Below are 19,145 nucleotides of genomic sequence, written 5' to 3' on the forward strand. Positions count from 1 at the left end.
TTGTAAAAAATAACCAATAAAGTTTAAGGAATAAACTTTATTGGTACACTGTCTTTACTTTGCTTGAGCTCAATTACACGCTCTAAATATTCAGCCCACAATGTATCGTGCTGCTCTTGCAGTTTTACAAAATAGTGCCAGCTAAATAACCCGCTATTATGGCCATCATCAAAATCTAAGCGCAAGGCATAGTGTCCAACAGGTACAATACTTTTTATTCCTACATCTTGCTTATTAAGTACTAGCTTCATTGGACCAGAGCCATGGCCTTGCACTTCAGCAGAAGGGGAGTGAACACGTAAGAATTCACAGCTAAAGACGGCTTGGCTGTCATCATCAAAGTAAACATCTAGGTTTTTACTCACACTGTGGTAATGCACTTTTGTTACGTGTTTCATTTAATATATCCCATTAAAAAGCCTCCAATATGGAGGCTTTTAGTATAACGTTTATATTCGTTTTATAGAATAAAGCGGCTTAAGTCTTCATCTTCAACAAGTGCACCTAAGTGTTTTTCAACATAAGCGGCATCGATTACTAAAGACGAACCTGCTTTTTCAGAAGCATCGTATGAAATCTCTTCCATCAATCTTTCCATTACAGTATGAAGACGACGAGCACCGATGTTTTCGGTTTTTTCGTTAACTTGCCAAGCGGCTTTAGCAATACGCTCAATTGCATCATCACTAAACTCAATTGATACCTGTTCAGTTTTAAGTAGCTCGCGTTGTTGCTCAGTAAGCGATGCATGAGGCTCTGTAAGGATGCGTTTAAAGTCATCTGCAGTGAGTGCTTCAAGTTCTACTCGAATCGGTAAGCGACCTTGTAGCTCTGGGATCATATCTGATGGCTTTGCCATCTGAAACGCACCAGAGGCAATAAACAACATATGGTCAGTTTTAACCATGCCGTGTTTAGTGTTTACTGTTGAGCCTTCAATTAGCGGTAGCAAGTCGCGCTGAACACCTTCTCGGCTCACATCAGGGCCTGAAGAATCGCCGCGCTTACAAATTTTGTCTATTTCATCAATAAACACAATACCGTTTTGCTCTACTGCAAAAATAGCTTGTTCTTTTAGCTCTTCAGGATTTACTAATTTAGCGGCTTCTTCTTCCGTTAATAGTTTGAAGGCTTCTTTGATTTTTAGTTTACGTTTAGTACGCTTATCGCCGCCCATGTTTTGAAACATGCTTTGTAGCTGGTTGGTCATATCTTCCATACCAGGAGGCGCCATAATTTCTACGTTTGGTTGTGCTTGTGCTAAATCGATTTCAATTTCTTTATCATCTAGCTGACCTTCACGTAGCTTTTTACGGAACGCTTGGCGAGTTGATGAGTTATCATCACGCTGCGTTTCGCCGTATTGATCTTTCGCTGGTGGTAAAAGGGCATCTAAAATGCGCTCTTCTGCAGCTTCTTCGGCGCGATGTTTAAATTTCTTAGTCTGCTGTTCGCGAGTCATTTTAATTGATACATCGACTAAATCGCGGATGATAGTCTCAACTTCTTTACCAACATAGCCAACTTCAGTGAACTTAGTCGCTTCTACTTTAATAAAGGGTGCGTTAGCAAGTTTTGCTAATCGGCGGGCAATTTCTGTTTTACCTACACCGGTTGGACCAATCATTAAAATGTTTTTTGGTGTTACTTCGCTGCGTAAATCTTCTTTGAGTTGCATGCGGCGCCAGCGGTTACGAAGTGCGATAGCCACTGCTTTTTTTGCTTTAGCCTGACCTATAATGTGCTGATCTAGCTCGTGAACAATTTCTCTTGGGGTCATATCAGACATAATAGTTCCTATTATAATTCTTCGATTGTTTGGAAGTTATTAGTAAATACGCAGATGTTGCCTGCAATAGTTAAACTTTTTTCTACTATTTCACGAGCGCTTAAGTCGGTATTTTCTAATAAGGCTGTTGCTGCTGATTGGGCAAAGTTACCACCACTGCCAATTGCAATTAGGTCGTTTTCTGGCTGAACCACATCACCGTTACCGGTAATAATTAAAGAGGCTGTTTCGTCTGCTACAGCGAGCAGCGCTTCGAGTTTTCGAAGTGCACGGTCACTTCGCCAATCTTTAGCCATTTCTACTGCGGCTTTAGTTAGGTTTCCTTGGTGCATTTCTAATTTGCTTTCAAAGCGTTCGAAAAGAGTGAAGGCATCAGCAGTACCGCCGGCAAAACCAGCGATTACTTTGCCATTATAAAGGCGTCGAACTTTGCGGGCGTTGCCCTTCATTACGGTGTTACCAAGAGACACTTGGCCATCGCCGCCAATTACAACTTTGTCGCCGCGGCGAACACTTACGATAGTAGTCATGTTATTCCTCATCATCGAGCTGCAGAGGCAACTCGTAAAAAACGATTATGATGAGGTTATATGGGTGAATGGTTTATTTTCAAGTCCAGCCCCAAATTCCGCAGCCGACTATTTTTACACGTTTAAGTTTGTTTTTATCGCTTTCGGCTTGGCGTTTGGTTTTATAAGGGCCTAAACGTACTTTATACCAAGTACCATTGCTGCCTTCAGCCTGTTTTATCTCAGAAATGAGCCCTGCAAATGCGATTTTAGCTTTTAACGATTCAGCTTGTGCATGAGTTCTGAACGAACCGCATTGCATAACATAAGGACCTTTTTGCTCAAGTTCTTTTACTTCAACTTGAATCTCGTGGTTTCTAATTTCTTTAATAAATTCCGGTGTACGTGGAATAACAACTTCTACTTTTTCAGGCGCAGTTGGGTGAGCTTGCTTTTCGACAAGTTTTGGATCGGCATTACTTTTAATAAACCATAATCCGTAAACGAAACCACCTACAAGTAAAATAGCAATGCTCACTAAAAAAATTGGAAATGGTTTTTTAGTGGGTGCTTTTTTAGTGTTTTTTCTATTTGCTGGTTTTTTGTTAATGTAATCGTGCTGTGCCATAGCGTTATTTTGGCCTTAACCTAAATCATGTCTATAGGGTCTACGTCTAAGCTCCAACGCACTTTTTGTGCAAGTTTGCTTGAGCTTAAATAATCAACCATTTGCGCAAGGTACTGATGTAATATGCGACGATCTTGCGCTTGAATATGCAATTGAAAACGATACATACCTGCGACTCTTTCAAGTGGGGCAGGGATCGGACCGAGCAATTGTATACCAGATACCCCATTCACAGGAACCAAATCCGTCAAAAAATCGACGACTAGTTTAATACTATGTCCTTGTGCACGCACAATGGCCATATTTGTAATGGGCGGTAAGTCCGCATCATCGCGCTCACTGAGAGCAAAACGGGCAAAATCCTGATAACCGTTATTAACTAAGTCTTGTAAAAGTGGGTGCTCTGGAAAGTGTGTTTGTAATAACACTTGGCCAGGCTCTCCTGAACGTCCAGCACGCCCCGCTACTTGGGTGACTAATTGCGCTAAGTGTTCTGTCGCTCTAAAGTCGCATGAGTATAAGCCGCTATCTACATCTAAAATTATAACAAGGCTTACATCTGCAAAGTGATGGCCTTTGGCAAGCATTTGTGTGCCTACTAGAATGCGTGCACCGCCTAGGTTTATTTCATCAAGTGCTTTTTCAAGGCTACCTTTACGGCGAGTTGAATCGCGGTCTATACGAGTAACGGGTGTATCAGGGAATTCGGTTGATAAAAATTCTTCAATTTGCTCTGTGCCTTTGCCGTTAGGAAATATTTGCGTGCTGCCACAATCAGGGCATTGGTGAGGAACAGGGTACTGGTCGCCACAGTGATGGCAGATCATTTGCCCAATCGCTTTGTGAAAAGTGGCGCTGGTACTGCAGCGTTTACATTCACTTAGCCAGCCACACTCATGGCAAATAAGAGTGGGTGAGAAACCTCGACGATTTAAAAACACCATAACCTGTTTACCGCGGTTTAAATGCTGTCGCATAGTGGCAAGGCTTGCATGTGCAATACCTGCTTGGTCGGGTTGGCCTTTCATATCGAGTAACTTAAACTGGTTGTCAGTCGCTGTTTGCGCGCGCTCGGTTAAGCTTAATAACTGATATTTGTTATTAAGTGCTTTGTGGAGCGTTTCCAAAGCTGGTGTGGCGCTGCCTAATATAAGCGGAATTTTATGCTGAAAAGCTCTATAAGCGGCTAAATCACGAGCATGGTAACGAAGGGTATCTTGTTGTTTAAATGACGAGTCGTGTTCTTCATCAACAACAATCATACCGAGTTTTAAAAATGGCAGAAAAATACTCGAACGTGTGCCAATAACTATCGCACAACTGCCTTTTTCACAAAATCGCCATGTTTGTAGGCGTTCGTTGTCGGTAAGTGCTGAGTGCCAAAGCATAACAGGTGTATCTGGGAAGCGGCGACGAAAACGGTTTACCGTTTGCGGTGTTAGGCCGATTTCGGGCACGAGTACGAGGGCTTGCTCGCCACGTTTTAATACTTCTTCTAAGCACTGTAAATACACTTCAGTTTTACCACTGCCCGTTACGCCTTCTAATAAAAAGCTGCTAAAACCGGTACTTTGATTGATTGCTGTACAGGCCACTGCTTGTTCTTTATTAAGTACCGGTTTACTACCGACGGTTGGCGCAACGCTTTGCCATTGGTTATCGTGTTCGATAGTTTGTGTGATAAGTCCTTTATCAATGAGGCTATCTATTGTTTTTTTACTAAAGCCAAGTGCTTTTAGTTCGGTTAACGATGACTTACCTGATTGTGATAACTGCTTTAATAAGTTGAGTTGAGTTTTAGCTTTTAATGACGGTACTTTAGCGCCTTTTTCGGTAAGCATTACCATGTTAATGCTTGTTTTGTCTGGTGATTCACCTTGGCGTAGTGCACTAGGCAGAGCTATATGAATCGTTTCGCCGAGTGGGTAACAATAATAACGCGCTGTAAAACTAAGGAGATCTAAATGTTCGCTAGATAATATTGGGGTATCGTCGATAACTTCAAAAATGCTTTTAATTTTACTCTCGGGTACTTCAGTACTCTTTTTTACTGCTAATATAATAGCCACTTTACGCTGATTACCAAAGGGTACCAAAACGCGCATTCCGGGCTTCAGATCAGAAACCAAGCCTGGGAGCTGTTCATCTAATTTATAATCAAAGGTGCGCGGTAATGGGACTTTAATAGCAACTTCAACAAAACGCATAACAACTCAACCAATAAAATTAATGGTGTAATGTACTAAATATACAGTTAAAAACCTACTAGCAAATTATAGTCATTTTATTATTTGGTTACTTTTTTAGCAAAAAATTATAATTAAACCTTGTGTGCTCGGTAGTTGTTGGATAAAATCCGCCACCAACAAATTTGTTTTAACGACGTATGGTACCAAACTACGGGTTTGGAGAGCGATGCGGCCTTAACTAGAGGTTTCTATGAAAGAAGGTATTCACCCTAAGTACGAAGTAATTTCAGCAACATGTTCATGCGGAAATGAATTCGAAACAAGCTCTACTCTTTGTAAAAACATTCACTTAGACGTATGTTCTGCGTGTCACCCGTTTTACACTGGTAAGCAAAAAGTTTTAGACACTGGCGGACGTGTTGATCGTTTCAACAAGCGTTTCGGTGCACTTGGTAGCAAGAAGTAATTTTTGCTATTTAGTTAAAAGAAGCACCTTAGGGTGCTTTTTTTGTGCCTGAAATTTATCTTTACGTGCTTTTCCTGCCTATTTATACGTTATCTCCTTTGCATAACTATTTCTTGTTCTTATTCTGAGTATGCATAAACCTTTGCAGACAAAGTACGTAATAGTCTCTATATTTTGAAGTGTTCATTTTTTAACTAAGTTGTTAAATGTAGCTAACGTGAAGATAAATGTTTTTAAAGTAGACTATTAAGCTGTTTATAGTTATTTATACTAAAAATTTGATAGTCGTTTTTAGAGAAAATGGCTCGCGGCTAAAAGTACCTCTAAAAATGCTTTTTATATGAATTTCTATTTATGAAATGTCGCTATATCTTCGCAAAGTTACTGAAAAACCTCTTAAAATTAATGAATCTAGCATATGACAGGATAGACCTGATATTGCTTGGAATTTAAAAATAATAAGGGTATCGTAACCCAGACAACACCTCTCACTTTAACTTAAATTGCAGGATACAATCGCGTTATGTCAGACTTTCGTGAACAAGCACTACATTACCATTCTCATCCCGTTCCAGGAAAAATCAGCATTGAGCTAACCAAGCCTGCCGAAACGGTTCAAGATTTAGCTTTAGCATATAGCCCAGGTGTTGCTGAACCTGTGCGTGAAATTGCTGCTGATCCTGCAAATGCTTATAAATATACCGGTAAAGGTAATATGGTTGCAGTTATCACTAATGGTACTGCAATTTTGGGCTTGGGTAATTTAGGCCCTTTGGCATCAAAGCCTGTAATGGAAGGCAAGGCGCTGTTATTTAAGCGCTTTGCAGGCCTTGATTCTATTGATATCGAAGTGAAGCATAAAACAACAGAAGACTTTATTAACACGGTTGCTAATATTGCCGATACATTTGGTGGTATTAATCTTGAAGATATTAAAGCCCCAGAGTGTTTTGAAATTGAAAAGGCATTGATTGAGCGCTGTAGTATTCCGGTTTTTCATGACGATCAACACGGCACTGCAATTGTAACAGCCGCTGGTATGTTGAATGCACTTGAAGTGCAAGAGAAATCGATAGAAGAGGCTATTATAGTATGTTTAGGTGCTGGTGCGGCTGCAGTTGCCTGTATGGAACTGTTAATTAAGTGTGGTGCACTGCGTGAACACATTTACATGCTTGACCGTAAAGGCGTTATTCATACTCGTCGTGATGATTTAAACGAGTACAAACAACTATTCGCTAACAATACGGATAAGCGTACGTTGCAAGATGTTATTGCTGATGCTGATGTATTTGTTGGTGTATCTGGGCCTAATTTGTTAGCAGCCGATGATTTAAAACTGATGGCTGATAAGCCGGTTGTGTTTGCGTGCTCAAACCCCGACCCTGAAATTGACCCCGCACTTGCTCACAGCGCACGCAACGATTTAATTATGGCGACAGGGCGTTCTGATTATCCAAACCAAGTGAATAATGTTTTGTGTTTCCCGTTTATTTTTCGTGGTGCACTAGATGTGCGCGCAAGTGCAATTAACGATGAAATGAAAATAGCAGCAGTAGAAGCGATTCGTAGCATTGCAAAAGAGCCTGTACCAGCTGAGGTCTTAAAAGCTGCCGGTGTTGATAAGCTGGAATTTGGTGCTCAATATATTATTCCAAAACCGATGGATCCACGTTTATTACCACGTATAGCAAGAGCGGTTGCTCTTGCTGCTGTTGAGTCGGGTGTGGCACAAATTGATTTGCCAGAAAGCTATATGCAGTAAATCTATACCGTAAAATTTAATCATAAAAAAACCTCAGTAATTACTGAGGTTTTTTTATTTTACTTTATCTATTTATTCGTCATCTAAAACAGGGACTTCTAACCCCATTTCTTGCATTATTTTTTTCACTTCTTCTGGTACTTTTTCAGCGTTATCTTTACGTAAGTCATCGTCATTAGGTAAAGGTTGACCTGTAAATGCATGTAAAAACGCTTCACATAGTAGCTCACTGTTTGTTGCGTGACGCAGGTTATTAATTTGACGACGAGTACGTTCGTCAGTTAATACCTTTAATACATTCAGTGGGATCGAAACGGTGATCTTCTTAACTTGTTCTGATTTTTTCCCGTGTTCTGCGTATGGGTGAATATACTCACCATTCCATTTAGCCATAAGATGTATCGTTGCCTCAGATTATTAATTGCTCACATGCGCTAAAATGCGTGTGAATATGCGTGAAATTCTATCGATTTAAAAAAGATAGTCAAATACTAGTTGTTTGGCCATCTAGCTGTTTAAATGTTTTGACTTCTCAAATTGAATAAACTACTCTTTTAGACGTCTAAACATCCAAGCTAATCAGGTGACGAATATGAGCGAAAAAAACAAAGCAACCATTGCGGTCCGTAGTGGCGTTGAAGCCGATAAACACCACGGTGCAGTGGTCGCGCCAATCTATTTATCGACTACTTATTCGTTTGCCGATTTTGATACTAAACGCCAATATGATTATGGCCGCAGCGGTAATCCTAACCGCGATATCTTAGCCGAGACCCTTGCTGAACTCGAAGGTGGAGTACGCGGCATAATTACAGCCACAGGCATGGCGGCTGTGCATTTAGCAACTCAGCTGCTTAATTACGACGACACGTTAGTGATCCCACACGACTGCTACGGTGGAAGCTACCGTTTATTTACGTCCCTGCAAAAGCGTGGCTTGCTAAAGCTTGAGGTTTTAGATTTAACAAAACCAGAAAGTCTTCAAAAAATATTAGTAATTAAACCAAAACTCATTTGGATTGAAACACCAAGTAACCCTGTACTACGTTTAACTGATATTAAAGCGGTTACTGATATTGCTAAGCAGTGTGGTGCACTGGTGGCCGCTGACAATACATTTTTATCGCCTGCTTTACAAAATCCGATTAAGTTTGGTGTAGATATTGTGGTGCATTCAACCACTAAATATATTAACGGACATTCAGATGTAGTGGGCGGCGCTGTTATTGCTGCAACACAAGAGATCGGTGACGAGCTTGCTTGGTGGGCTAATAACATTGGTATCACTGGGGCACCTTTTGATAGCTATTTAACGCTTCGTGGTTTACGTACTTTAAATGTGCGCTTAAGGCAGCATCAAGAAAATGCATTAGCAATAGCTAAGTATCTCGAAGAATCTGAGTTCGTTAGCCAAGTTTATTACCCTGGGCTTGAGTCGCACCCTCAACATGAATTAGCTAAAGCACAGCAGCTTGGTTTTGGTGGCATGGTTAGCTTTGATATTAAAGGCGACATAAGCGATGCTGCGGCATTTTTAACTAGTCTACATAACTTTAGTTTAGCTGAGTCTCTAGGCGGCGTTGAGAGCTTAATATGCCACCCTGCGACCATGACGCATGCAGGGATGGATGCAACAGCGCGCTTAGAAGCCGGCGTTGGTGATACGCTTATTCGTGTTTCTGTCGGAATAGAAGACATTGAAGATTTATTAACAGATCTTGAACGTGTATTTACACTTGTAAAACCTGGCAGAAAAAACCATACAAATCGATTAACTAAAGGTGCGGGAACATCGAGCGGTGATGCTAAGTTAAGTGCCGCTTACCCCGCGCTCTGGTAACTAAAATGACTAAAAACATACATAAATTTGGCGGTTCGAGTTTAAGTTCAGCACAGCGTTACAAAATTGTTGCGGGTATTATATTAGAGCACACACAACCTGGTGATTGCGTTGTGGTATCAGCAGCTGGGAAAACAACCGATACACTAGTTAAGTTATGGCAAAGTTATCAACAGCAAGATACACATGTAATTGCTGATATTTTATTACAGTTAAATAATCATCAAATAGATTTAATAGAGCAGTTATTACAAGCTAATACAAAGCATAACGCTCTAAAAATATTGAATGAAGAGTTATCAACAATAACGCTGTTAGCGCAAACAGGGCAGCTACAAGAAGCCCAATTGCTTGCTCATGGAGAGTTATGGTCAGCACGCGTACTCGCTGCTTACCTGCAGGAGCTTAATGTTGATGCGTGTGTTCACGATGCGCGCGTTTTATTTGCATTAAATGATGGGCAGTTATTACATGAACAAAATACTCAACAGTGCGCAAACTTAATTGCGCATAATAAAATTAACGTTGTAACTGGATTTATTGCAGCCAATACAACTGGGGATACTGTAACGCTTGGTCGTAATGGAAGTGATTATAGTGCGACCTTACTCGCTAATTATTGTCATGCAAAACAAGTCTGTATTTGGACTGACACACAAGGTGTATTTAGTACCGACCCTCGTAAAGTTAGTAAAGCGATTAAATACGCGAAGGTGTGTCGTGGACAGGCCAATTTATTAGCACGGCTAGGTAACCCCGTATTACATGCTAAAACATTATCTCCTCTTAAAAATACGGATATAAAATTATCAGTACGAAGTAGCTTTGATGTACAAGCTAGCTCTACTGACATCGTTAAAGAAGGTAGTGCCAAACAAAAGCGTTTTATTACAACGTTACAAAATATTGATTTATTGATAGTTGAAAACTTAAGTGAAGGAGATATTACGCATGTGAGTCAGCTTATTCAGCATAGCTTACATCACTTTAGTCAAAATGGTGAGACGTACTTAGTTGTGCCAGCTATTTCGACGCATCAGGTTATTAGCTATTTTGAAGGTCGAGCTAATATTAACGAATCGAGCTTACACGGGTGTGCTGTGATAGCGCCAGAGCAAGATATTAGTAAATTGCACTTATTGGCGATTAATTTATTAAATGTACATGCGATTGAACCACGATTTGCACACCAAGATAGCGGCTATATTTTATTACTTACCGATCAAGTGATTGATAGCGATATACTTAGCATATTACACGATAAGCTGATTAACAAAGGGCAGGAAATTGCTTTAATAGTCGCTGGACTTGGTAATGTAGGTGAGGTGTTTATTGAACAGTTATCTACTCAAGTTGAGCGCTTATCAGATGACTTTAGTATTAAGCTTGTTGGCTTAGTGCGCTCTCAAAAAATGCTCTTTAATCCTAATGGGATTGGTGTATCGCAATGGAAAACCCAGTTTCAACTTGAAGCGTCTGATTATCAAAATCAAACATTATTAAATGCAATTGATGAACTTGATTACGAACATAAAGTGATTGTAGATATAACAGCGAGTGAAAAGTTTAGCCGGTTATATCCTGATTTTGTAGAAATGGATTGTCATTTAATAAGTGCTAATAAGTATGCAGGTACAGCTCCTACTAATTGGTATAAAGCACTACGTATATGTATCTCTGAACGTAACTTACATTGGCGTTATAACACCAGTGTGGGGGCTGGTTTACCCATTAATTTTGCGCTTGCTGATTTACAAAATAGTGGCGATAAAATAACACGTATTGAAGGCGTGTTTTCTGGGACGTTATCGTGGTTGTGTAGTAAGTATGATGGTTCGATTATATTTTCAGATTTAGTGCTTGAAGCGCAAAAAATGGGTTTTACGGAGCCCGATCCTCGCGAGGATTTATCTGGGCGTGATATGCAGCGAAAACTGCTTATTTTAGCCAGAGAGTTGGGGGTTGAATTAAATCTTGAGGATATTAGTCTTTCGGCATTGATGCCTGATGAGCTTGCGCAAGGGAGTTGGGATGATTTTTTAAGTAAAAAATCCCAGTTAGATAGCTTTATTCAAGAGCATGCAAAGAGAGCTAAGGCACAAAATTCGGTGCTTCGTTATACAGGCTTGCTCGAAATCGCAGAAAATGAAGTAATAGCGAAAGTCGGTATCGCGTATGTATTACAAAGTGATGTTTTGGCTAGTTTAACGCCAGGAGATAATATTTTTGTTATAAATAGTAAGTGGTATAGCGATAACGCGCTCGTTATCCAAGGCCCTGGTGCTGGTAAAGAGGTCACTGCAGCGGGTGTACATTCTGATTTGTATTGGCTGGTCCAAAATTTAAGTTAGCATTACGGCAGCCTAAAGTGGCTGCCGTTTTAATTTAAAGCTATTTAAAATAGCTCTTCTTCTGTTTTTGTATCTTCCTCAAATATATCGGTAGGTTGGGAAAGTACATACTTAGTTGGGGCTGTACCTTTGCCAAAATATTCAAAGCGGCTTGTGTAATCGTTTTTGTGGCTCAGTAAACCTGTTGCTAAATCAATACGAATAGAGACTAAGTCTTCGGGTGGTTCTATAGGCGCTTCTGGTGCATCTTCAAGTGCCACTTTCATAAACTCAATCCATGCTGGTTGCGCCGTTTTAGCCCCTGACTCTGCCCCTGAGATTTGACTGCTATCAAGGTTGTTATTATATGTTGAGCGGCCTAACGAGTTACCGGGGTTATCAAACCCAACCCATACAGACGTTAGTACATTACGATTAAAGCCACTAAACCAAGTATCTACAGAGTCATTAGTCGTGCCTGTTTTACCTGAGAGATCACGTCTCTTTAATGCTTGAGCACGCCAGCCTGTTCCGCTCCAGCCTGTTTTATGTGCCCAACTACCACCGCCCCAAATACCACTATGCATTGCATCAGCAATTAAAAATGCATTCTGTTTAGAGATAATCCGTGGTGCGCATTTTTTTTCTTGTTGCTTTTCAGTTTCGAAATTCTGCATTGTTACATCGTTGTTCAATACGCTTAACGTACTATCGCTATCGTCACAAGCTTCTGTTGGATTTGTTTTAAATAACACGTCACCATAAGCATCTTGAATTTCAGAAATGAAGTAGGGTTCTATTAAATGCCCGCCATTTGCAAAAGTACTCATACCGCGTGCAAGTTCAAGCGGCGTAATAGAAGCGCTACCAAGCGCAAGTGATTCACTGCGATTAATATCTGAATTTTTGAAGCCAAATTTTAGTAGGTGCTCTGCCGTACGCTGTAGGCCAACTCCGCGTAACAAGCGCACCGAAATAACGTTTTTAGATTGTGCTAAAGCACGACGAATACGAATAGGTCCATTATAAACAGCGGGGCTGTTTTTTGGTCGCCATGCAACACCTTGGCTTTTATCCCATTGGTTAATTGGTGCATCGTTTAATATTGAGGCTAAGGTGTAGCCTTTTTCCAGTGCAGCAGAGTAAATAAAAGGTTTTATATTAGAGCCTACTTGGCGCTTAGCTTGTACTGCTCGGTTATATTGACTTTGTTCGAAACTATAACCACCCACAATCGCTTTAATGCGCCCATTTTGTGGGTCAAGAGAAACGATGGCACTAGATGCTTCAGGAATTTGGCTAAGTAAATAGCTACCGTTGGTATTTTTACGTAACCAAATTTGTTCGCCGGGTGCGAGTATTTCATTGGCTGCTTTAGGTGCAAAGCCTTGGCGATAACGCGTAATGTATTTACGAGCCCACTTTAGGTTATCCCAAGTTAGTGTGGTTTGCTCGCCACTTTTAAGTAATGCATCAGCTGTTTTGTCATTCACTGCGATTACAACGGCCGCTTTTAGTTGGCCAAACTCATTTACAGATTTTAGCTCACTGAGTATTTGAGACTTGCTAAATACAGGCTGTGTTTCTGGATCCCACAACGTTTTAACAGGGCCTCTATAACCATGGCGCATATCATAATTGTGTAAATTATTGATGAGTGCTGTTTGTGCCGCTTTTTGAACTTGTGACTCAACAGTAGTAAATATTTTATAACCTGAGTTATAGGCTTTATCTATTCCGTAACGTGCCACCATTTCTGCACGCACCATTTCAGAAATATAAGGAGCATACAGATCAATTTCTGCACCGTGAAAATAAGCTGTAATAGGTTGGCTGATGGCATCGTTGTATTGTGTTTGTGTTATGTAGTTTTCTGTTAACATGCGGCCAAGAACAACATTGCGACGAGATTTTGCACGAGTTGGGTTACGGATCGGGTTTAAAGCTGATGGCGCTTTGGGTAAGCCGGCAATCATCGCCATTTGGGCAAGTGTAAGATCTTTTAATTCTTTTCCGTAATATACCTGTGCAGCAGCGCCAATACCAAAAGCACGGTTACCTAGTTCTATTTTGTTTAAATAGAGTTCAAGAATTTCGTCTTTCGTTAGTAAATTTTCTATATGAAGCGCTATAAAAATTTCTTTAACTTTACGAATATAAGCTTTTTCACGAGTTAAGAAGAAGTTTCGAGCTAGTTGCATTGTTATTGTACTTGCACCTTGCTTTTTCGTGCCTGTTGAAATCAAAACCAATGCAGAACGAACAATACCAATAGGGTCTATTCCCACATGGTCATAAAAACGGTTATCTTCAGTTGCTAAAAATGCATTTATTAAAGGTTTTGGTATTTCGTCAATCGTTACGGGGATCCGTCTTTTTTCACCAAATTGATTTATCAGAAGGCCATCTTTAGTGAATACTTGCATTGGAGTTTGTAATTGCACATCTTTTAAAACTTGCACACTTGGAATATCAGGTTTAACGTAGTAATAAAGACTGATTAAAGTAATCAGTCCAAGTAATGTGCAAATGATAAAAAATTGTAAAGTTCGTTTTAATAAAATCACTTATATTTCCCTAAATGGACTCCCAATTATGTATGGAGACTGCTAGTATATATTGATTAAAAAATGAATAATATTTTTTAAGATAAAAATTATAACTTGTTTATTATTAAAACAAAGGCCAAGTTTCAAACATGCTAAGTCAACTATTTCAAAAGCCGTCAAAAATGATGGTAGGAATTGATATTGGATCGCACTCTATCAAGGCGGTACTTTTAAGTGAAATTGAAACTGGATTTCGTCTTGAAGCATTAGCGATTGAACCAATGCCTAAGGGCGCAATGAGCGAACGTATTATTCAAGATATTGAAGCAATTGGTAATGTAATATCAAAACTAAAAAGAAAGTTACCAAAATCACTAAAATCTGCTGCTGTAGCCGTCTCTGGCCAAACAGTTATTACTAAAGTTATTTTTATGGATGTGTCATTAACTGACGCTGAACTTGAATCACAAATTGAAATTGAGGCTGATAGCCTTATTCCATACCCCCTTGATGAAGTTAGCTTGGATTTTGAAAAATTATCAACAAATGAAGCCGATCCAAGTAAAATGAATGTGTTACTTTCTGCTGCCCGCACAGAAAGTGTCGAAGCGCGAGTTGGCGCTTTAGAAGTTGCAAATTTAGAAGCGGAAGTTGTTGATGTAGAAAGCTATGCATTGAGCCGTTCGATGGATGTTTATTACAAGCAGTTACCAAGCGATGCCTTTAATAAGTGTGTTGCTGTAGTTGATATTGGTGCTGTGTTGATGTTGGTGAGTGTTGTACAAGCCGGTGAAACAATATATACCCGCGATCAAGTTTTTGGCGGCGATCAATATACCAATAGTATTGTTGCTTACTATAATAAAGGGTTCGATGAAGCTGAAATTGGAAAAACATCGGGTGACCTTCCACCAAATTACACTTTTGAAGTACTTGCTCCTTTTCAAACATCATTACTTCAACAAGTACGTCGAGCGGTACAGATGTTTTTGACTACCAGCGGTAAAGACCAAATTGATTATATTGTTCTAACCGGTGGAACTGCCATGATAAATGGGCTAGATCGTTTATTAATAGAAGAACTTGGTATCCACTCCATTGTTGTAGAACCGTTTACTAATATGGAGATTTCTCCCAAGGTAGACCGTAATGTAATGCAACGCCATAGAACACAGTTTGCTATTGCGACAGGACTGGCATTAAGGAATTTTTCATCATGCCACATATAAATTTATTACCTTGGCGTGAATTGCAACGCCAAGAGTCAAAAAAGAAATTTGTTACTATTTTAATTGCTGTTGTTATTGTTTGTTTTGCAAGTATGTATGTATTGAACTCGTTCTATACTGCTTTAAAGGATGGACAGAATTTAAAAAATAACTACCTCAGTTCAGAAATTAGTCTATTAGATAAGAAAATTAGTGATATTAGAGATTTAGATTATAGGAAAGAAAACTTACAACAACGTATGCATCTAATTGAAGAATTGCAGAGCAGTCGTAACTTAGGCACTCAAATAATGGATGAAGTTGCTAAAATAGTCCCCGCTGGTGTTTATTTAACTAAGTTAGAACGTCGAGGCAATAGAATTCATGTATTAGGGCGCAGTGAATCAAATAACCGCCTCTCCAACATGCTTAGAGAAGTACAAAACTCATATTTATTAGAGCGCCCAACAATGCAAGGCATTGTTGCTGGCAATCAATCTTCTCGTTTACTTAGTGATTTCAATATGGAGTTTTACGTTAAACCATTTGATAAAATTGGTGAGGTTCCAAATGAACCTTGATTTAAAAGCGTTTAGTGATATTGATTGGAATGAAATTGAACTTGATAATATTGGCGAATGGCCAATTGCTGTTAAGGTTATTTTCGCTACATTTGTTGCTGCTTTAGTGCTATTTTTTAGTTATAGCTTATTGGTATCTGATGAAATTGATAGTTACCATAATGCTGTTACAAAAGAAGTTGAATTACGAACAACATATCGTACCAAATATGCTGTAGCCAGCAGGCTTGATATTTATCGTAAACAAATGCTTAAAATGGAGGAGAAATTTTCTCAATTATTAAAGCGTTTACCAACCTCAAATGAAACCCCTGGTTTATTAGATGATTTATCTTATGTGGGAACTACAAGTGGTTTAACTTTTTTAAAGATTGGCTGGCTGCCAGAAGTTGAAAAAGAATTTTATACTGAGCTACCTATTAAAATAGAGGTTGTAGGTACTTATCATGAGTTTGGTGAATTTGTGGGAAAAGTGGCTCAATTGCCGCGTATTGTGAGCTTACACGACTTTTCTATTTCATCCTCAGGCGAAAAGCAGTTAACATTTAGTGTGGTGGCAAAAACTTATCGCTATGAAGAAGGGGAGGTAAAGTGAAGCATTTTTCCTTTATTCCTATAGTTGCTCTCCTGCTAAGTGGTTGTAACGACGATACCTCAGAACAAAAAGAGTTTATAGATCAAGTTAAAGCGAGTACGACTGCTAGAGTTGAAGCAATTCCTGAATTAACAAAGTTCGAGCATTTTGAATATAACGCTGGGCAGCTAAGGAGTCCTTTTGTGGCCCCGCAGCCTGAAATAATCCAAAACAAATTAACTCAAGTTAAAAATTGTTTACATCCGGATCCTGAACGCCAACGTGAAACCTTAGAAAAATACCCATTGGATAATTTATCTATGAAAGGAACAATCGGATCAAGTGGACAAGCTTGGGCGCTCATTACAGCTACAGACGATACTTTACATCGTATTACAGTCGGTAATTATTTAGGTAGCTATGATGGCAAAGTACAATCAGTAAATAATGATTATATTGAGTTAATAGAATTAATCCCAGATGGGTCTGGTTGTTGGAAAGAGCGCCTGACTAAATTAGAAATGTTAGAGGCGGCAACCAATGGCGCAGGTTAATAACAAAAAAGGTAAGAACAAAATGCATAAGGGTGTACTTTGGCACAACCGTATTCAACGAGCTCTATTTGCAACTTTAGCTCTGGTTATAGCCAATTCAGCTATTGCAGCGCCGTTGCTCTATGATATTCGTTATAACCCATTACTCAAGGGTGAAACCGAGTTGCAGCTGGTATTTGATGAAAAGTTAACGCAAGAACCAAAAATACAAGTATTTAATAGCCCGGCACGAATTGAAATGATGTTTGATTCGGCACAATTAGAGCAAGGTCTTGAAAATGTACAGGTAAACCAAGCTGGCATTAATAATGTTACTAATGTACTTACTGATAAGGGATTAAAAGTAACAATAAATCTTACTCGTTTGAAAATCTATGAGACGGAAGTTAATAATAATTTAGTGTCTTTACGTGTTTCTGATAACCCATTAACAGAGCAAGACGTTGATGATGAAGCAACTAACTCTGATGTAGTGTCTGGAAATTATATCAATCGGATTCAGTCTATTGACTTTCGTCGGGGGGAGAAGGGCGAGGCAAAAATACTGGTGTTCTTACAAGATACTCAAGCCGCAATAGAAGTGCATGAAAGTGGTGGTAAAATTATTGCTGATTTTCATCATACAGATATTTTAGATGACTTACTGTATGAGTTAGATGTACTCGATTTTGGCACCGTAGTAAGCAGCATTGAAACTTTTAAAGAAGATGGATTAAGCCGCGTTGTTATTGAACCAAATGCCGCTTTTACTTTTACCTACCAACAAATAGATAATATTCTTACTTTAACGGTGGAAAAAGACGAAACGCAAAATGCATATTTAGATGGTGGTAAAGATTACCAAGGCCGCCTAATGACATTAAATTTTCAAGATATTTCCGTTCGTGCAGTGTTACAAATCATAGCGGGCTATAATGACTTTAATTTAGTCACTAGTGACTCGGTGACAGGCAATATTACATTACGCTTAGATGGCGTGCCTTGGGATCAGGCGCTTGATGTTGTACTTAAAATTAAAGGCTTGGACAAGCGTATGGATGGTTCTATTTTGATGGTTGCCCCATCAGAAGAGCTTGCAGCACGTGAAGCTAAAGATTTACAAGCAAAGCAGAACGTAGAAAACTTAGAGCCGCTTTACAGTGAATACATTCGTTTAAACTACGCAAAAGCAGAAGAGTTTGCTGATTTATTAAAAACAGATACAAATAGTATTATCACTCAACGTGGTAGCGTATCTGTTGATAAGCGTACTAATACATTATTACTCAAAGATACGGCCAAAAGTATTGAGAGCGTGCGACGCATGGTCGAAACACTTGATATAGCGGTTAGACAGGTTGTAATCGAATCACGTATGGTAACCGTGCGTGATAATGTAACCGAAGATTTAGGTGTGCGTTGGGGGTTTAGCGACCAGCAGGGCAGTGATGGCATATCAGGTACACTTGAAGGCGCTAATACAATATCAAATGGTATCATTCCTGATATCTCTGATCGTTTAAACGTGAATTTACCCGTGACAAATCCATCAGCAAGTATCGGCATGCATATCGCCAAGTTAGCTAACGGTACTTTGATTGATTTAGAGTTAACAGCTCTTGAGGAAGAAAACAAAGGTGAGATTATTGCGAGCCCTCGTATTACTACTGCAAACCAACAACAAGCACGAATAGAGCAAGGTACTGAAATACCTTATGTTGAGTCAGCTTCTAGTGGTGCGACAACGGTTAGCTTTAAAAAAGCAGTACTGAGTTTACAAGTAACACCTCATATAACTCCTGATAATAAAGTTATTTTGGATTTAATTATTACTCAAGATACGCGAGGAGATACAGTTCAAACAGGAACTGGGCCAGCTGTTGCAATTGATACTCAGCAAATTCAGACACAAGTGCTAGTGGAAAATGGGCAAACAATCGTGCTCGGCGGTATTTTTCAGCAGCAAATCATAAATTCGACTAAAAAAGTACCTCTACTTGGTGATATTCCGTACTTAGGAAGGCTGTTTAAGAGTACAAGTGAGTTTAACGAAAAGAGAGAATTACTTATTTTTGTAACACCAAAAATACAAATAGACTAAAATTAGGCGTATTTTTGTTAACCAATGGGCGATTATTCAGATTAATTGCTCGTTATATGGCTTTTTATTCTAATTGACTTGAA

16 protein-coding genes are annotated in these 19,145 nt (G+C 39.3%); 9 read left to right on the forward strand and 7 right to left on the reverse strand.

Annotated elements, in window-relative coordinates; all coding sequences use genetic code 11:
* Positions 1-23: 23 nt before the first annotated feature.
* The 5 genes from AC0VZ4_RS01985 to priA all read right to left on the reverse strand — a co-directional run bounded on the left by AC0VZ4_RS01985 (position 24) and on the right by priA (position 5,133).
* Positions 24-398: a gamma-butyrobetaine hydroxylase family protein gene (locus AC0VZ4_RS01985; RefSeq protein ID WP_475440752.1), complete on the reverse strand. Its 375-nt coding sequence runs from the start codon at positions 396-398 to the stop codon at positions 24-26.
* Positions 399-460: 62 nt separating this feature from the next.
* Complete coding sequence (hslU, locus tag AC0VZ4_RS01990) at positions 461-1,789, reverse strand: HslU--HslV peptidase ATPase subunit (protein ID WP_002958365.1); 1,329 nt, start codon at positions 1,787-1,789, stop codon at positions 461-463.
* An 11-nt stretch (positions 1,790-1,800) separates the two neighbouring features.
* Entirely contained in the window at positions 1,801-2,319 is a 519-nt protein-coding gene (hslV, locus tag AC0VZ4_RS01995; RefSeq protein ID WP_002958366.1) for an ATP-dependent protease subunit HslV, read from the reverse strand.
* A gap of 79 nt (positions 2,320-2,398) precedes the next feature.
* Positions 2,399-2,926, reverse strand: a complete 528-nt coding sequence (locus tag AC0VZ4_RS02000; RefSeq protein WP_007377247.1) for an SPOR domain-containing protein — start codon at positions 2,924-2,926, stop codon at positions 2,399-2,401.
* A gap of 20 nt (positions 2,927-2,946) precedes the next feature.
* The gene (gene priA, locus AC0VZ4_RS02005; protein WP_475440753.1) at positions 2,947-5,133 is read right to left on the reverse strand and encodes a primosomal protein N'; all 2,187 of its coding nucleotides are present in this window, start codon (positions 5,131-5,133) and stop codon (positions 2,947-2,949) included.
* Positions 5,134-5,365: 232 nt separating this feature from the next.
* Between priA and rpmE the strand changes: the two genes are divergently transcribed.
* Positions 5,366-5,581: a 50S ribosomal protein L31 gene (rpmE, locus tag AC0VZ4_RS02010; protein WP_007377245.1), complete on the forward strand. Its 216-nt coding sequence runs from the start codon at positions 5,366-5,368 to the stop codon at positions 5,579-5,581.
* A gap of 523 nt (positions 5,582-6,104) precedes the next feature.
* Positions 6,105-7,346 (forward strand): malic enzyme-like NAD(P)-binding protein, encoded by a 1,242-nt coding sequence (locus tag AC0VZ4_RS02015; RefSeq protein ID WP_008137651.1) that lies wholly within the window; start codon positions 6,105-6,107, stop codon positions 7,344-7,346.
* A gap of 72 nt (positions 7,347-7,418) precedes the next feature.
* Here the strand turns inward: AC0VZ4_RS02015 and metJ are convergent, their stop codons facing one another.
* Positions 7,419-7,739 (reverse strand): met regulon transcriptional regulator MetJ, encoded by a 321-nt coding sequence (metJ, locus tag AC0VZ4_RS02020; RefSeq protein WP_007378651.1) that lies wholly within the window; start codon positions 7,737-7,739, stop codon positions 7,419-7,421.
* Between the two features lie 199 nt (positions 7,740-7,938).
* Here metJ and metB point away from each other — a divergent pair, with 199 nt between their 5' ends.
* Both metB and metL read left to right on the forward strand, forming a co-directional pair.
* Positions 7,939-9,186, forward strand: coding sequence for a cystathionine gamma-synthase (gene metB / locus AC0VZ4_RS02025; protein WP_475440754.1), 1,248 nt, complete (start codon positions 7,939-7,941; stop codon positions 9,184-9,186).
* 5 nt (positions 9,187-9,191) lie between these two features.
* On the forward strand, positions 9,192-11,537 hold the full coding sequence (gene metL, locus AC0VZ4_RS02030; protein WP_475440755.1) for a bifunctional aspartate kinase/homoserine dehydrogenase II: 2,346 nt from the start codon (positions 9,192-9,194) through the stop codon (positions 11,535-11,537).
* 44 nt (positions 11,538-11,581) lie between these two features.
* Here metL and AC0VZ4_RS02035 read toward each other — a convergent pair whose 3' ends face one another.
* A complete protein-coding gene (locus AC0VZ4_RS02035) occupies positions 11,582-14,083 on the reverse strand; it encodes a penicillin-binding protein 1A (RefSeq protein ID WP_475440756.1) in 2,502 nt (833 codons plus the stop codon).
* A 131-nt stretch (positions 14,084-14,214) separates the two neighbouring features.
* Between AC0VZ4_RS02035 and AC0VZ4_RS02040 the strand changes: the two genes are divergently transcribed.
* From AC0VZ4_RS02040 to AC0VZ4_RS02060, 5 genes are read left to right on the forward strand one after another with little or no spacing between them, the layout of a single operon-like run.
* Positions 14,215-15,294 (forward strand): pilus assembly protein PilM, encoded by a 1,080-nt coding sequence (locus AC0VZ4_RS02040; RefSeq protein ID WP_475440757.1) that lies wholly within the window; start codon positions 14,215-14,217, stop codon positions 15,292-15,294.
* Complete coding sequence (locus tag AC0VZ4_RS02045) at positions 15,282-15,854, forward strand: PilN domain-containing protein (protein ID WP_475440758.1); 573 nt, start codon at positions 15,282-15,284, stop codon at positions 15,852-15,854. Before AC0VZ4_RS02040 ends, AC0VZ4_RS02045 begins: the two co-directional genes overlap by 13 nt.
* Positions 15,844-16,449, forward strand: a complete 606-nt coding sequence (locus AC0VZ4_RS02050) for a type IV pilus inner membrane component PilO (protein ID WP_475440759.1) — start codon at positions 15,844-15,846, stop codon at positions 16,447-16,449. Before AC0VZ4_RS02045 ends, AC0VZ4_RS02050 begins: the two co-directional genes overlap by 11 nt.
* Positions 16,446-16,982, forward strand: a complete 537-nt coding sequence (locus AC0VZ4_RS02055) for a pilus assembly protein PilP (RefSeq protein WP_007378658.1) — start codon at positions 16,446-16,448, stop codon at positions 16,980-16,982. Before AC0VZ4_RS02050 ends, AC0VZ4_RS02055 begins: the two co-directional genes overlap by 4 nt.
* A complete protein-coding gene (locus AC0VZ4_RS02060; protein WP_475440760.1) occupies positions 16,969-19,062 on the forward strand; it encodes a type IV pilus secretin PilQ in 2,094 nt (697 codons plus the stop codon). Before AC0VZ4_RS02055 ends, AC0VZ4_RS02060 begins: the two co-directional genes overlap by 14 nt.
* Positions 19,063-19,145: the final 83 nt, after the last annotated feature.

Source organism: Pseudoalteromonas sp. QJM3NY_22, assembly GCF_056173065.1.